This window comes from Tateyamaria sp. 7Alg 36 (genome assembly GCF_059882455.1).
This window is the reverse complement of sequence record NZ_CM187613.1, coordinates 3,183,575-3,198,884: the sequence shown is the minus strand read 5'-3', so window position 1 is coordinate 3,198,884 and position 15,310 is coordinate 3,183,575. Positions and strand designations below refer to the sequence as shown.

Here is a 15,310-nt window from a genome sequence, read left to right as displayed (position 1 = left end):
GTTTTACTGACATTGGCAGCGGCGGTCAGTGTGGGCTGCGTCGGACACTGGGGGCTCTGCCCCCGGCTGCGCCTCCCCCGGGATTTTTTGGAACAGAGAAGGCATGGCGGAGAGGGTACCGCCATGCCCGTTTGTTGTCAGGAAAGGGCTTCTTCGCAACGGGCGCAGACTGCCGGATGTGCGTGCGTGCCCACATCGGGCAACACTTTCCAGCAGCGCCCGCACTTGTCGCCGTCGGCCTTTTCGAACACCACCGCAATGCCGGCCACGTCCGGCAGGCGGAACGCCTCGGCCGGGGCGGGATCCGCACTGACGCGGATGTCGGACGTGATACACACATCGTCAAATGGCACCGAGCCGAGCGCGGCGGCCAGATCGGCATCCTCCACATGCACCACCGGCGCAGCCTCGAGCGAGGCGCCGATGACCTTTTCGGTGCGTTGCACTTCGAGGGCGGCGGTGACCACGCGGCGGGCGCTGCGGATACCGGCCCATTTGGCGGCCAGCGCGTCATTGCGCCATTCCGCTGGGGTGTCCGGCATGTCCGTCAGGTGGACCGAGCTGTCCTCGCCCGCGTTCCGTTCCAGCCACACTTCTTCCATCGTGAATACCAGCACAGGGGCCAGCCACGTTGTGAGGCGGTGGAACAGGATGTCGAGCACAGTGCGTGCGCTGCGCCGTTGCAACGTATCACCATCGCAATAGAGCGCGTCTTTACGGATATCGAAGTAGAACGCCGACAGATCCACCGTGGCGAAGTTGAACACTGCCGAGACAACGCGCTGGAAGTCGAAGGCCGCGTATCCTTCGCGCACTACCTTATCCAGTTCCGCCAGACGGTGCAGGATCAGCCGTTCAAGCTCGGGCATATCGCTGGGATCAACGCGGTCGCTTTCAGTGAAGTCGGACAGCGAACCCAGCATATAGCGCATCGTGTTGCGCAAACGGCGATAGCTGTCTGCAACCCCTTTCAGGATTTCAGGCCCGATCCGCTGGTCTGCGGTATAATCGGCCTGCGCCACCCAAAGCCGCAGGATGTCAGCCCCGTACTGGTCCACGACCTGTTGCGGCACGATAGTGTTGCCGATGGATTTGGACATCTTCATGCCCTTGGCATCCAGCGTAAACCCGTGCGTCACAACGTTGCGATAGGGCGCGCGCCCCGTGGTGCCCACCGATTGCAACAGCGACGAATGGAACCAGCCGCGGTGCTGGTCGGTACCTTCCATATAGACATCGGCGATGCCATCTTCGGACCCGTCTTCGCGGTCGCGCAGGGTAAAGGCGTGGGTCGATCCGGAATCGAACCACACATCCAGAATATCCATGACCTGATCGTAATCGTCAGGGTTCACGATCCCTTCGAGGAAGCGCTGCTTGGCCCCCTCGTCATACCATGCATCCGCGCCCTCGGCCTCGAAGGTCGAGGTGATACGGCGGTTCACCTGCGGATTGCGCAGCAGGAAATCCTCGTCCGTGGGCAGCGCACCCTTCTTGGTGAAACAGGTCAGCGGCACACCCCATGCGCGTTGGCGCGACAGCACCCAGTCAGGGCGCGCTTCCATCATGGAATGCAGACGGTTACGGCCCGATTTCGGCGTCCAGTTGACATTGTCGATCTCGGTCAGAGCGCGTTCGCGGATGGTGTTGCCGTGCATGTCCAGACCGTCACCCACAGGCTTGTCGATGGCGGCGAACCATTGCGGCGTGTTGCGATAGATCACCGGCGCTTTGGAGCGCCAAGAATGCGGATAGCTGTGCTTGATCTTGCCACGCGCCAGCAAACCGCCAACCTCGACCAGCTTGTTGATCACGGCGCTGTTGGCGTTGCCTTCTTTGCCATTGGGCTTGAGGATCGCCTTGCCACCAAAGAACGGCAGATCGTCGCGATAGCGCCCGTCAGGGTTCACGTTATAGGTAATGACCTGCTCAAGCATGCCAAGATCGCGGTACAGCTCGTATTCCTCAAGGCCGTGGCTGGGCGCGCAATGCACAAATCCCGTGCCTTCGGTGTCGGTCACAAAATCCGCCGCACGGAAATCGCGCACATCATCCCATTCGCCCTCGGCCCCTTCGGCACCATGCAACGGATGGGTCAGCGTCATCCCGTCAAGCTGCGCAGGCGTCACATCGCGCACACGGCGATACATCGTGTCATCAAGGCGCGCGGCCCCGAACACATCTGCCACCAACGCATCCGCAAGGATATAGCGCTCGCCAACCTCGGCCCAGCACTCCTCGGGGCGACCGGTGACTTCGTAGAGGCCATAGGAAATGTCCGACCCGTAAACCACCGCCTTGTTCGACGGCATGGTCCACGGCGTGGTGGTCCAGATCACCACGTAGGCGCCGGTGAAATCACGGGTCGCATCCGCCTCGGCTGCAATCTCGGCCTCGCGGTGCGATGCGGCCTCTTCCTCGCCACCCGCGACCAGATCGTGCAGGGCAAATTCGGCAACCTTGAACTTGACCCAGATCGTAAAGCTTTCCTTGTCGTGATACTCGACTTCGGCCTCGGCCAGAGCGGTCTGCTCCACCGGCGACCACATTACAGGCTTTGAGCCCTGATACAGTGTGCCGTTCATGAGGAACTTCATGAACTCTTCGGCGATGACACGCTCGGCATGGAAATCCATGGTCAGATAGGGCTGGTCCCAATTGCCCGTGATGCCCAGACGCTTAAATTCCTCGCGCTGGATGTCGACCCAACCGGCGGCAAAGTCGCGGCACTCGGCGCGGAACTCGTTGATCGGGACGTCGTCCTTGTTGCGGCCCTTCTTGCGGTACTGCTCTTCGATCTTCCACTCGATGGGCAAACCGTGACAGTCCCATCCGGGGATATAGCGCGCATCAAACCCCATCATCTGGTGGCTGCGCACGATCATATCCTTGATCGTTTTGTTTAGCGCGTGACCGATATGCAAATGCCCGTTCGCATAGGGCGGACCGTCATGCAGCGTGAAGGGCGTGCGTCCGCCGCCTTCCGCTTTCTGGCGCAAACGGTCGTACACACCGATGCGCGCCCACCGCTCCAGCCACTCTGGCTCGCGTTTGGGCAGGCCCGCACGCATCGGAAAATCGGTACGGGGCAGGTTCAGGGTCTGTTTGTATTCGGGCGTATCGGCGCACATGGGTGGCGTCCTTTATCGATCAGTCTGGGCAGGGAATGGCATGGGCGGCGCGATAAGCTCAAGCACCTTTGTCCGGCGGGTTCAGATCGCCGGCACGATAATTCGAATGATAATCATCATCTGTCCCATGATCGCGCTTATAGGACCGCCATGCGGCGCTCACAAGACCTGCCTGTCTTTGGGGTCAAAATACCTCGGGGGCAGGCCGCAAGGCCGACGGGGGCAGCGCCCCCGCATCGCCGCTGCCGAAGGCGGCGGCCAGCATCACGTGCGCCAGCACGGGCGCTCACTCTGATGACGGCGGATCGGGGGGCGCGGGGTTTTCCTGTGTCGGGCCGGAGTCTGTGCGCGTCTGCGCCCAGCGGTTCAGCCACGCAAGTGCCGCCAGCGACAGGCCCAGCACAACCAATGACAGAACGCGGGTCAATCCTTCCAGCCCCGAAATGTCGATCAGGAACACTTTAGCCACGGCAAGGCCGATCACCACCAGTCCGGCGCGGCGCAGCACAGGCGCGTTGCGCGCCAGCGATTGGTAGAACAGCAGCGCCCCCACAACCAGCAGCGCGACCGTGTAGCTGTAAAGCTCGCCCTGCAAAAATCCGTGGCGCAACTCCATCCCGTCCGCGCCCTGCCACTGATGGCGCAAGGCGGCAAAGGCCCAGAAAGTCGCCAGCGCCACCGCAATCCCCGCCAGTCCAAGGCGCAGCCATACAAGGCGCAGCTGCCACGCGCCTAGCCCCAGAACCAGCGCGGGCAGCAGATAGGCCACCAGCAGCGTGTTCAGCAGCGGCGGACCAGCCACATCCGTGCCCCAACTGCTCAGCAAGGGCGACAACAGCGTCAGCCCAAGCGTCAGCGCGCCCAGCCCGATCAGGCCGAACACCGCCGCAAGGCCCGCCCGCACAAGGCTCAGCCACCCGCCCAGCTTCTCAAGCCGGATCAATTGCGCCACCATCAACCCGAACCAGATGGTCGCAAACAGCCCCATCGCCCAATGCGACCCCGTGTGATCCGCGCCCGTCAATCCCTGCAAGAACCGGAACAACAGCAAAGAGGCCAGCGTGCCACCTGTGGACCACGCCGCCGTGTCCAGCATCACCTGCGCCGACAGACGGGTGCGACCGCGCAAGCCCCAAAGGGACGCGACAAACGCCGCCAACGCCCCGCCATAGGCCAGCAGTATCTCCCACACCGGCGCATCCACTGCCCAGCCCAGCCCCGGATCGGCGATCAAACGGGTACCCACGGCGGCAACGCCTACGACGACAACAACCTGCATCAGCGGAAGGTCGAACCGCCGGTCAAGCAACGCCGCCACCAGCACCGTCACAGCCAGCGCCACAGTCAGCGCGGCCGAGGACAGGATCAGCACCATCGCGAAGCTTATCGCCGCCAGCGCCGATACCACGAACAGGGACGCGCGCATGCGGTCCTTATGATCAACACGCGCAAAACGCAGCGCATAAGCCACCATCAACGCGGCCAGCGCGATCCCGTGCAGCGCCCAAGGATAGGCCCCGATGGCTCGCGCCGGTGCCCATGTGACCTCAAGCACGATCGCCATGAGCGGTGCCGTCACCGCCGCACCCAAGGCCCATGGCACCCCGTATCCACGCCGCAACCCGCGCTCGGCGGCGGCAATGCTCAGCGCGATGCCAACGGCCCACAACAAGGTCACGGCCAGTGGAAAATCCGCCTCGGGCGTTTGGGCATAGGCGTCAGCAAAACCGCGCCAGACGCTGCCGCGCCCCTCGCCCTCAAGCGCGACGGCCACCAGCAATCCGACCACGGGCACCGCTGCCAGATCCTGCAAGGCTGGCCCCGATACGGACCAAACGATCAGCGCCAGCGCCATCACCGCGCAGGAAACCACCGCGACCCAGAACGTGTCGCCCCCCAATTCCGTCGCCCAGACCAGCGCGACGACCGCCGCTGCGACCGCCCCCGCCGCCAGCATGGTCGGGAAGGCAGGGCGCGGCCCGCGCGGGAAGATGGCCCAGCGGGTCGTCACCACACCGTCATGATCCGGCCAGATCGACCGCGCGGGCACCAGCACTGCCAGAACCGCCAGCACCACCACATAGGCTTGGAACCCGACATGCAGGTCGGACCCGCCCCCAAACAGGGTCAGCGCGCCCATGACAAACCCTGCCCCGACGCTCAGCGCGGACACCCATGCCCAGCGGCGCATCGTATCCACCCCAAGGCCCACCGCTGTCACCACGGCAAAATACACAAACAGCCAGTTGGTCGCAGGCACGTTTGAGCCGACAAACATCGGCGCGACAAAGGCACCCAGCACACCCACAGTGGTCAGCAACGGCCCGTGCATCCAGCCGAGCACCACGCCCAGCAAGCCCACAGCGGCCATGCCCGCAAAGGCGACCTCGACCCCGATTAACCCATACAGCAACCGCGCCGCTGCGATCCCGCCGAACAGAGTCACAAGCCCTGCCCCCGAGAAAACGGATGGCAGATAGGCGGTCGCGCTGTCCGGCCCGTCGCCATAACGGCGGCGGATCACTTCGCCCGCCCCGATCAACGCCGCGCCAAAGGCCAGCGCGGCCAGCACCCGTGCGGATGGCGGAAACAGCCCGTTTTCGACCCCGTATTGCACAAGAAACAGCCCCGCCAAGGCAAGCGACAGGGCCGAGACGACATAAAACCAGTTGGTGGCCACCCATGTGATGCCTCGGTCAAACAGGGTCGGGCCGGTTGGTTCCGCGGCTGCGACAGCCGCCGCAGCCTTGCGCCGCGCCTCGGCACGGGCGGCAGCGGATTGTGCGGGGGGTGCCGAATGCGTTTCCGGTGTCTCGGTGACCTCTGGCACAGGGCGCGCAGCCGCTTGCGCCGGTTCTGGCGATGACGCGGGTTTTGCCGGTACAACGCCACGCTTCGCATCGCGCTGTTCAACCATCAGCCGCGCCACATCCGCCTCAAGGCTTGCGACGCGACTGCGCAATCCGGCGACACCCACAAGCAGCAGGATCACAACGACCGGAATGGCCAGAACAACAAGGCCAAGCAGCAGCAGAAGCGGTTCTATCATAACGATCCCTTACCTGTTTCGCCCGACACTACGGCAGGCACACGCGCGGCGAAAGGTAGGGTTTTCCTGCGGCAACGGCGCGCCGATAAGCGCGCGGTGCCCTAGCCGTTGATGTGGTTCCACACGGCAGAGATCACAACCGATCCCTCGCCCACCGCGCTTGCCACACGTTTCACAGAATCGGCGCGCACATCGCCCACCGCAAACACCCCGTGGCGCGAGGTTTCATAGCTGCTGCGCCCGCCCACATCCGCCCCCGTGAGGACAAAGCCGCGTTCGTCGAGATCAACCAGACCGGAAAGCCAACCGGTATTGGGCGCGGCCCCGACCATGACGAAAAGGGCCTTGGTCTTGATCTGCCAATCGGCCCCTTCGGCGCGATTGTGGACTGTCACCGCCTCAAGACTGTCGTTGCCGTGCAGCGTGGTCACGCGGGTGCACAGGTGGATGGTGATGCGCGGATGGCTTTCCAGCCGTTGCAGCAGATAGTCCGACATCGACGAGGACAGGCTGTCGCCGCGCACCAGCAGGTGCACATGCGCACTGGCGCGGGCAAGGAACATGGCCGCCTGCCCCGCCGAATTGCCCCCGCCGATGATCGCAACCTCGGTGTCCTTGCAATAGCGCGCCTCGATATCCGTGGCGGCGTAATAGACGCCCGCGCCTTCCAGTTCTTCGAGCTTGTCCAGCTCAAGTCGGCGGTACTGCACGCCTGCCGCCACGATCAGGGCGCGCGCGGACACCCATTCGTGACTGTCCAGACGAATGTGGAACAGGCGCTTTTCACATTGCTCAAGATACTCGGCCCGCACCGGCATGGCGAAACGGGTGCCGAACTTCATCGCCTGAATTTCACCGCGCCCGACCAGATCACCGCCCGAGATGCCAGTGGGAAACCCCATGTAATTCTCGATCCGGCTGGAGGTGCCCGCCTGCCCGCCAATGGCCAGATCCTCTAGCACGACCGAGGTCAGTCCCTCGGCCCCTGCATAGACGCCCGCGGCCACCCCCGCAGGTCCGCCTCCAACAATCGCCACGTCAAAGATTTTTTCCTCGTGCAGCGATATATCAAGGCCAAGCGCCACCGCGACGCCGCGTGGCGTGGGCGGGTCGATCACTTGTTCCTTGCCAAAGACAACGGCGGGGCGGGTGCGGTCGATTTTGCAGGATGCGGCGAGTTGATTGCCCGCCTCGCTGTCAATCTCGACCTCGGTGAAGGGGATACGGTTGCGCGCGGCAAAGCTGGCGATGCGGCGGATATCGCGATCCACCTCGCCACCGATCAGGGTCAGCCCGCCCACCGAATGGGTCAGCATCCGGCGACGGCGCGCGGCAAAAACGGTGATGACGATGTCCGACAGTTCGGGAATATCCGCCATCAGCTTGAGCATCGCAGGGCGCGGCACACACAGCAGTTCGGCATCCTGCACTGCCCGTGCCCCCATCAGGCTGCGCCCGCCACTGAGAAAGGCAAGTTCGCCAAAGAACTGCCCCGCCCCCATGGTCGCCCCGCCATAGCGTTCGCCGGTGCTGGCGTTCACGGCCTCGATCTCGCCGGACAGGACATAGTGGAACCGGTCGATCCGGTCGCCCGCATCCTGAAACCACGCGCCCGCCTTGACCTGCACCACTTCGCCAATGCGGCGCATGGCTGCGACGTGATCGTCGCCCAAGGGACGTCGCGCCATTGAATCCAGATCTGCCGCAAATGTTTCCATCGCCCTACCCCTTGTCGCCCGAACGACCCGTTGGGAACAGCCCGCCAAGCGCCTGTTTCACCAAGGTGCGCGCCTTGGGGCGCTTGCCACTTTGGAATGCAAGCGGGCGGCACACCTCGATCGCGGCGACACCGACCCGCGCGGTTAGCGCGCCATTCACCAACCCCTCACCAAAGCGACGCGAGAGTTTGCCAAGGATCGACCCGCCCAAAAGCGGTTCCAGCATGTCATCGCCCACAGCTACAGCGCCCGTGGCCACCAGATGGGTCATCACCGCACGGGTCAGCCGCCAACTGCCCAACAACCCGCCGCGCCCGCCGTACACCTCGGCGATGCGGCGGATCATGCGCAGGTTTGCCGTAAGGGCCGCGACCACGTCCGCCAGCGCCAGCGGCACAAGGGCCGTGACCGTGGCCACCTGCCGTGCGGCGGCGGCAACTTCGCGTTCGGCGGCGCGGTCAAGCGGGGACAGCAGCGTGTCTTCGGCCAGCGCCAGAAGGCCTGCGGCATCCATCTGGTCGCCGCGCAATTCGGCCAGACGCGCACGGCCCCAATCGGTGTCGGCACGCGCACGGTACAGCGTATCAAGCCGGTCCACGACTTTGCGCGCCGCGCCCAGATCCTGCGCCTCGCAGGCGCGGGCGGCGTCATGGCGCAGCCCGTCGATACGCGCCAGACGGCTGAGTGCTGCAAGCTCGCGCAGGGCCATGACCAGCAGGACCAGCACAAAGATCGCCAGCAGCGCAGCAAAGCCCCACCCGACGATGGGCTGGCGTTCGATCCAGCCGTTCACAAAATCCCACGCCGTGGCGCTGATCACTGCCGTCAGCAGCGCGCCGGTAACCGCCCAGAACAGGCGCGACAGCCGCGAGGGTTTGCGCGCCATGCTGCGCGCCGCCATCTGCATCGCGGCTCCGGTCGGCGCGGGCAGATCGGTGTCCGGCACCGGCGGCGCATCGGCCACCGCAGGGGATGGCGCATCGTCAAGCTCGATCAATACGGGGCCTTTGCGTGCCATCACTGACGCTCCTTTACCCATTCGAAGTGGATGTCGGGCAAACCTTCGTCATTGTCCGCCCCATCGGTGCATTTGATCGCGGCAAAGCCGTGGGCGGCATAAAACGCCTGCGCGCCTGCATTGGCCTGGAAGGTCCACAGCATAATGCGGTCGCGGCTGCGCTTGAGGTGGTTCAGCAAGTTCGTGCCGATGCCGCTGCGCCGCGCGCGGGCCGCCACATAAAGCGCGTGCAGGTCCGGCCCCGCGCATGCGGAAAAGCCGAGGACGCGACCATCCTGTTCGGCCACCTGTACCCAGTCACGGTCGATCATATCACCGGCAAACCCGACCTCTTGGGCGCGGCTGTGCACGCGGGGCAACCACGGGTTCGCGTCGACAAATTGCGACAGGATATCACCCATAGCACCCGCATCGGTGCTGCGTGCGGGACGGACCAGCGGCACGCTCACAAGCGGTCCCCGATCAGAAACTCGGCGGCGCGGTCCATGCGCATATGTGGTGGCCCGTCTCCAGGCCGCAGGGTCAGCGGCGCGGGGGCAAAGCGCATGATCTGATAGTCCTCGTCCAGCCACTTTTCCGCGCCCGCCTTGGCAGGAGACAGGATATGCGCGGGGTCTTCGGGCAGGGCACCGGGATAGAACGCGGCCTGTTTGCCCGTATCGAGCAGCGTGCCGCGCACCACGTCCAGCGGGGCGCCGTCATGGGTCATCGTTTCCTCGGTCGTGGCCCGCAGGGAGGCCAGCGCGAGGGCTTGGGTCTTGGCACCGGCAAAGCGCGCGCGGTCGCGGGCATCGCGGGTCAGCGCCTCCATGATCGCAGTCAGGCGGGCGTGCTGAGAATGGTGCAGGTGATCGGCCTTGGTCGCGGCAAACAGGATTTTCTCGACCCGCTTGCCACGGAACAGCTGGGTCAGGAACGCATTGCGACCGGGTTTGAAGGCAGCAAGGATGTCGGTCATCGCCACGCGCATATCCTCGACCGCGGCGGGGCCGGAATGGATCGCACCCAAAGCATCGACCAGCACCACCTGACGGTCGATGCGGGCAAAGTGGTCGCGGAAAAACGGGCGCACGACCTGTGCCTTATAGGCCTCGTAGCGCCGTTCCATCTCGCGGCGCAGCGACTTGCGCGGCGCCTCGCCCGCAGGCAGCGGCGCGAAGGTCAGGACCGGAGAGCCCGCCAGATCACCGGGCAACAGGAACCGCCCCGGTGTGCAGTCATAAAAGCCCGCATTGCGCGCGGCATGGAGATAGGCGGTGAAGCTGGCCGCGAGTGTTTTGGCCTGCACCTCGTCAAGGCGCGCCGTGCCATCGGTGCCGTTGGCCGCCGTCAGATAGTCCTGCCCCGCATCGCGGTCCGCCAGCCGTGCCAGCGTGGCGGACGACCAGTCGTCATAGCTTTGATCCAGCAGGGCAAGGTCCAGCAGCCATTCGCCGGGGTAGTCGATGATATCGATGTGGATGGTGCGCGGCCCCTGCAAACCCGCCAGCAGCCCGTTCGGCTTGACCCGCAAAGAGACGCGCAATTCGCTGACCGCCCGCGTGCTGTCGGGCCAGCGGGGCGGCTGCCCTGTCAGCGCGCCCATATGCGCCTCAAAATCAAAGCGCGGCACGGTGTCATCGGGTTGGGGTTGCAGATAGGCCGCCGCGATGCGCCCCTCGCTTGCCGCGAGCAGGTGCGGCATGCGGCCACGATCCAGCAGGTTGGCGACCAGCGAGGTGATGAACACCGTCTTGCCCGACCGCGCCAGCCCCGTCACGCCGATGCGCAAGGTGGGTTCACTGACGAGGTCCGCGCCTGTGTCGTATATGCCCTGCGCCACATCCAGCACGCGGTCGGCGAGTGTCGTCAAAATCACGCGGCGATCTCCTTTTGTGCCCCCTACATAGGGCGCGGGGGCGCGCATCGCCAGAGCCGGTGGCGCTGTTGGCGGGGGCGGGAGCCTCCGGCGGGGATTTTTTGGAACAGAGAAGGGACGGACCGTGCGCAAAGGTGACAGGTGCGCCATGTTGATCGCGCGCGCGATTGGCGCTAGGGGACGGCCATGCCTCGCTATGCTCTTAAAATAGAATATCACGGTGGCCCGTTTGTGGGCTGGCAGCGCCAGACCGACCAGACCTCGGTTCAGGGCGAGATTGAAGCTGCGTTGGCGCGGCTTGAACCCCGCACCCACAAGATTGCGGCGGCGGGGCGGACCGATGCGGGGGTGCACGGTCTTGGGCAGGTGGCCCATTGCGATCTTGAGCGCGACTGGTCGCCGTTCCGCCTGTCGGAGGCGTTGAACTATCATCTGCGCCGTGTGCCGGTTGCGATTGTCGATTGCGCCGAGGTTGCGCCGGATTGGCACGCACGGTTTTCAGCCCTTGCGCGGCATTACAGCTTTCGCATCCTGAACCGCCGCGCCCCTGCGACGCATCTGCGCGGGCTGGTGTGGCATGTGAAGCAACCGCTGGACGTAGCCGCGATGCAGGCTGGTGCCGCGCATCTGCTGGGCAAGCATGATTTCACCACGTTCCGTTCCACCATTTGTCAGGCGGAAAGCCCTGTGAAGACGCTGGACCGGCTGGATGTGCAGGCGGTGGACGGCGACCACGGCCCCGAGATCCGGTTTGATGTGCGCGCGCGGTCGTTCCTGCATAATCAGGTGCGCAGTTTTGTCGGCACGTTGGAGCGGGTTGGCGCGGGATCGTGGCACCCCGATCAGGTGCGCGATGCGCTTGAGGCGCGGGCGCGGCCCGCTTGCGGCCCTGTCTGTCCGCCGCATGGTCTGTATCTGGCGCATGTGGTCTATCCCGACGACCCGTTTGCGCAAAAGGCCTAGGCCCTTAGTCCAGTTCCATCGCGCCCGCCCCTGCCCCCATGGCGCGGGATGCGGCACTGTCGGGGACATAGGTGCGCGCCGCGAGTGACTTCATATCGTCCAGCAGCGCCTTTGAGATCGTGATGCGCACGGGGCGGCGGCGGGTACTGGGCGCGGTCAGGGACAGGCGTGCGGTCAGGGTCTGGCCGCGCACCTCGACCTCGGACTGGCACGGCAGGCTGGCCAGCCAACTGATCATCAGGGCGCGCTGTGCCGCATCGGGTTCTTCGGCCTCGACCACGCGGGGCGAGAGGGACGCGGTTTCAACCAGCGCCTCGACCCGATGGGCGATGTCGAGGATGAGCGAAGGGGTTTCGAGTGCGTCGCGCAGTGCCCCTTGCGCGCCGCCATCGGCCAGATGCCGCGCCAGCATCGCGCCAAAGGCCAGTGCCTGCGCCGCAGGGACGCCCGCCCCTGTCGCCGCGCGCACCGCAAGCGCCTGAATCTCTGTCCACGAGTGTTCCGTCATGCAAGCACCGGCAGCCACCAATCATCCTCTTCCAGCGTGAGCGCATCCCCGAGCGGCGCGCCTTGCGCCAAGGTGATCCGCGTCCACAGGTCGGATTTCGGATCAAACTTGGTCGCCCCGAAGAAACTGAGCTTGCAGCGTAACATATCAATGGGGCGGCAGGTCTGCGCGATCAGGTTGTCGCGGATTTCCGCGTATGGATAGCGCGCAAGCGTGGCCACCCGCGTGGCCGCGTGGGCGTGTTCTGGATGGGTTTTGAGGAAGGCCGACACCGGCTGGTCCTGCGCCGGCAGGTCCATCTGCATCGCCTTGATCCGGCGGGCAATATCCAGCGGGGTTTCAAGGTCCGCACCCCCTTCGGCAAAACGGTCACCAAGGCGGGGCTCAAGCTTGGCCGCGCTGACATACCAGAAGCGGCGGCAGGCATCGGGCGCGTCATAATCTTGCGCCAGCGCCCAGCCCCAATCGGCCTGCACTGCCGCGCCCAATGCATCCGTGCCGCAGAACGGGGTGATCAGTGCACCAACGGGATCGCCCATGCCGGTGCTCAGGTCGTCGATATGATCGGGAAACCCCTCAAGCAGCAGGGCCAGCAGCAATTCCTGTAGCGGGATGCTGGCGGATTGGGCGGCTTGCCACAGCGCCTCGACCGGCGCGGGGCCGGTTAGGTCGTCAAAGCGGGGGCGGAACGCGGCCCATTCCAGTTCCAGATCACGCAAGGCCGCGTCATGCGCGGCGGCGGGTACGTGCCATTGCGACAGATGCGCCGCGGCGCGATCCGCAAGCGTGGCAAGGCGGGCGCGCTCGTCGCCGTCCAGTCCCGCGATGCTGCGCACCCGCGCGAGTGCCGTTTCCCGCGCCACCATCCAGTTGTTGAGCAGCACGGGATGGGTGACGAGGAACGGTGCCATGCCCAACCCCGTTGCATTGCCGATCCCGAGGTGGCGGGCCAAGCGGAGCTCCAACCTGCCCCCGCCCACGTGTTGCACAAGATCCAGCGTGAAATGCCGGATCAGGTAGACGCACAGCATCTCGGCGGCGAACGGCCCTTCGAGGCCTGCGCGATCCGCAATCAGGTGTCGGTCCGCGATGCCGAACTTGCCGTTGCCATAGACCGCCGTGGTGCGCATCAGATAGCCGATATCGCGGATCAGCGCCGCATCGGGCTGCGCCCCTGCGCGCAGCGCTGCGACGGTTGCGTCCCACATGCGCACGGATTTGTTGGCGCGGCTCAGGACGAGATCGCGGGGCGTAAACCGCCCCTCTTCCTGCAAGGGCGCGTTGGCGGCGATGCGATCCACCTCGGACCTGTCCGGCACCCCGTCATAGAGAACAAAGGCCGCGTCCCATGCAGTGGCGATCACGCGGTCGCTGCGCTGGTCATCAGACAAAGGGTTCGCGATGGCCACAAGGGAATAGGTATGCCCGCCCAGTTCGACGCTGTAGACAGCACGCCCGTATCCGTCGACTGACATTTCCCAAAGGGGGCGGGTGATCTGTGCGCGCTCGGCGCACAGGCGGCGCACCAGAACCCGCAGAAAGCTGAGCCGCGTCGGCATCATCGCCCCCATACGCGCCAGACGCATCACCGTATCAGGCGCGCGCAGAGGCAGCGTATCGGGGGCTGCATCCTTCATCCGGAACACACAGGCAGCATCATGCCCATGATTTGAGGGGGCAACAGGCGCGGATGCAAGTATTTTCACCCGCGCATGTCATAACCTGCGCCCGAAGGCGCGGTGCACCTAGACCGGCTGCTGGGTGTATTTGCGCAACTCGGCCCGCGCCACCTGCCTGCGGTGGACAGCGTCCGGCCCGTCGGCAAGGCGCAAGGTGCGCTGGTGCGTCCACGCGTGGGCCAACGGCGTATCTTGTGAAATCCCCTGCCCGCCATGCATCTGCACCGCCTCGTCAATCACCTTGAGCGATACACGCGGGGCGACGACCTTGATCTGGCTGATCCACGGGGCAGCGGCGCGTGCGTCGCCCTGATCCATCATCCAAGCAGCCTTGAGGCACAGCAGGCGGGCCATTTCGATCTCCATCCGCGATTCCGCGATGATGTCGTAGTTCGCGCCCAGTTGCGCCAGCGGCTTGCCGAACGCCTCTTTCGACAGCGACCGTTTGCACATCAGTTCAAGCGCGGCTTCGGCCTGACCGATGGCGCGCATGCAGTGGTGGATACGGCCCGGCCCAAGACGGCCTTGGGAAATCTCGAACCCGCGCCCTTCGCCCAGCAGCAGGTTTTCGGCAGGCACGCGCACATCGGTGAACCGGATGTGCATGTGGCCGTGCGGCGCGTCGTCATGACCATAGACCAGCATGGGGCGCAGTACCTCGATACCCGCGCTGTCGGCGGGCACGACGATCATCGAATGGCGCTTGTGCTTAGGCGCGTCGTCGCCGCCTGTGCGCACCATCACGATATAGACCTTGCAGCGCGGATCGCCTGCGCCGCTGGCCCAGTATTTCTCGCCATTCAGGACATAGTCATCACCGTCGCGCACGCAGGACATGGAGATATTCGTGGCATCCGAACTTGCCACATCCGGTTCCGTCATCAGATAGGCCGAGCGGATTTCCCCTTCAAGCAGCGGCGCGAGCCAGTCGCGTTTCATCGCCTCGGTACCGTAGCGTTCGAACACTTCCATATTGCCCGTATCAGGTGCAGAGCAGTTGAACACCTCGGCCCCCAGCGGGGTCTTTCCCATCTCTTCTGCAAAGTGGGCGTATTCAACGGTGCTCAGGCCAAAGCCCTTGTCGCTGTCGGTCAGCCAGAAGTTCCACAAGCCCGCTGCCTTAGCCTTGGCTTTCAATCCTTCGAGGATTTCGGTCTGCCGTTCGGTATATTGCCAGCGGTCGCCCTTGCCGACTTCGGCGGCATATTCCTCCTCCATCGGCATGATTTCGTCGCGGATCATCGCAGCGACGCGGTTGAGCAGTGCGCGGTTCTCTGGGCGCAAGGTAAATGACATGTCCATGATGGTGATCCTCCCTGTTGGCGCCACCGTGGCCGATTGGCGCGGACGTGTCCACCACGCAGCAAAGTGCCGCTAGGGCACTTT

10 protein-coding genes are annotated in these 15,310 nt (G+C 64.8%); 1 reads left to right on the top strand and 9 read right to left on the bottom strand.

The features are described from left to right. Nucleotides 1–137 precede the first annotated feature (137 nt). The 6 genes from ileS to AC6GQJ_RS15545 form a co-directional block, all read right to left on the bottom strand. A complete protein-coding gene (gene ileS, locus AC6GQJ_RS15570) occupies nucleotides 138–3,131 on the bottom strand; it encodes an isoleucine--tRNA ligase (protein WP_500769886.1) in 2,994 nt (997 codons plus the stop codon). Nucleotides 3,132–3,417: 286 nt separating this feature from the next. Next, on the bottom strand, nucleotides 3,418–6,180 hold the full coding sequence (locus AC6GQJ_RS15565) for a DUF2339 domain-containing protein (protein ID WP_500769884.1): 2,763 nt from the start codon (nucleotides 6,178–6,180) through the stop codon (nucleotides 3,418–3,420). Between the two features lie 101 nt (nucleotides 6,181–6,281). Beyond that, the gene (locus AC6GQJ_RS15560; protein WP_500769882.1) at nucleotides 6,282–7,898 is read right to left on the bottom strand and encodes an FAD-dependent oxidoreductase; all 1,617 of its coding nucleotides are present in this window, start codon (nucleotides 7,896–7,898) and stop codon (nucleotides 6,282–6,284) included. 4 nt (nucleotides 7,899–7,902) lie between these two features. Continuing rightward, nucleotides 7,903–8,916 carry a YcjF family protein gene (locus tag AC6GQJ_RS15555; protein ID WP_500769880.1) on the bottom strand — a complete coding sequence of 338 codons (1,014 nt, stop codon included), beginning with the start codon at nucleotides 8,914–8,916 and terminating at the stop codon, nucleotides 7,903–7,905. After that, nucleotides 8,916–9,365: a GNAT family N-acetyltransferase gene (locus AC6GQJ_RS15550; protein ID WP_500769878.1), complete on the bottom strand. Its 450-nt coding sequence runs from the start codon at nucleotides 9,363–9,365 to the stop codon at nucleotides 8,916–8,918. Before AC6GQJ_RS15550 ends, AC6GQJ_RS15555 begins: the two co-directional genes overlap by 1 nt. Continuing rightward, nucleotides 9,362–10,774 carry a YcjX family GTP-binding protein gene (locus AC6GQJ_RS15545; protein ID WP_500769876.1) on the bottom strand — a complete coding sequence of 471 codons (1,413 nt, stop codon included), beginning with the start codon at nucleotides 10,772–10,774 and terminating at the stop codon, nucleotides 9,362–9,364. The genes AC6GQJ_RS15550 and AC6GQJ_RS15545 overlap by 4 nt, the downstream gene beginning before the upstream one ends. 186 nt (nucleotides 10,775–10,960) lie before the next feature. Between AC6GQJ_RS15545 and truA the strand changes: the two genes are divergently transcribed. Beyond that, nucleotides 10,961–11,737, top strand: a complete 777-nt coding sequence (truA, locus tag AC6GQJ_RS15540; RefSeq protein WP_500769874.1) for a tRNA pseudouridine(38-40) synthase TruA — start codon at nucleotides 10,961–10,963, stop codon at nucleotides 11,735–11,737. A gap of 4 nt (nucleotides 11,738–11,741) precedes the next feature. On the opposite strand, the gene AC6GQJ_RS15535 is transcribed toward truA, so the two are convergent. The 3 genes from AC6GQJ_RS15535 to AC6GQJ_RS15525 all read right to left on the bottom strand — a co-directional run bounded on the left by AC6GQJ_RS15535 (nucleotide 11,742) and on the right by AC6GQJ_RS15525 (nucleotide 15,226). After that, nucleotides 11,742–12,263 carry a hypothetical protein gene (locus AC6GQJ_RS15535; RefSeq protein ID WP_500769872.1) on the bottom strand — a complete coding sequence of 174 codons (522 nt, stop codon included), beginning with the start codon at nucleotides 12,261–12,263 and terminating at the stop codon, nucleotides 11,742–11,744. Then, nucleotides 12,242–13,882 (bottom strand): hypothetical protein, encoded by a 1,641-nt coding sequence (locus tag AC6GQJ_RS15530; protein WP_500769870.1) that lies wholly within the window; start codon nucleotides 13,880–13,882, stop codon nucleotides 12,242–12,244. Before AC6GQJ_RS15530 ends, AC6GQJ_RS15535 begins: the two co-directional genes overlap by 22 nt. A gap of 108 nt (nucleotides 13,883–13,990) precedes the next feature. Continuing rightward, nucleotides 13,991–15,226 carry an acyl-CoA dehydrogenase family protein gene (locus AC6GQJ_RS15525; RefSeq protein ID WP_500769868.1) on the bottom strand — a complete coding sequence of 412 codons (1,236 nt, stop codon included), beginning with the start codon at nucleotides 15,224–15,226 and terminating at the stop codon, nucleotides 13,991–13,993. Nucleotides 15,227–15,310: the final 84 nt, after the last annotated feature.

What these genes read in the sequence shown, in the direction of transcription:
- ileS (WP_500769886.1), bottom strand. Translation starts at nt 3,131, where the DNA reads ATGTGCGCCGATACGCCCGAATACAAACAGACCCTGAACCTGCCCCGT.
- AC6GQJ_RS15565 (WP_500769884.1), bottom strand. Translation starts at nt 6,180, where the DNA reads ATGATAGAACCGCTTCTGCTGCTGCTTGGCCTTGTTGTTCTGGCCATT.
- AC6GQJ_RS15560 (WP_500769882.1), bottom strand. Translation starts at nt 7,898, where the DNA reads ATGGAAACATTTGCGGCAGATCTGGATTCAATGGCGCGACGTCCCTTG.
- AC6GQJ_RS15555 (WP_500769880.1), bottom strand. Translation starts at nt 8,916, where the DNA reads ATGGCACGCAAAGGCCCCGTATTGATCGAGCTTGACGATGCGCCATCC.
- truA (WP_500769874.1), top strand. Translation starts at nt 10,961, where the DNA reads ATGCCTCGCTATGCTCTTAAAATAGAATATCACGGTGGCCCGTTTGTG.
- AC6GQJ_RS15530 (WP_500769870.1), bottom strand. Translation starts at nt 13,882, where the DNA reads ATGAAGGATGCAGCCCCCGATACGCTGCCTCTGCGCGCGCCTGATACG.
- AC6GQJ_RS15525 (WP_500769868.1), bottom strand. Translation starts at nt 15,226, where the DNA reads ATGGACATGTCATTTACCTTGCGCCCAGAGAACCGCGCACTGCTCAAC.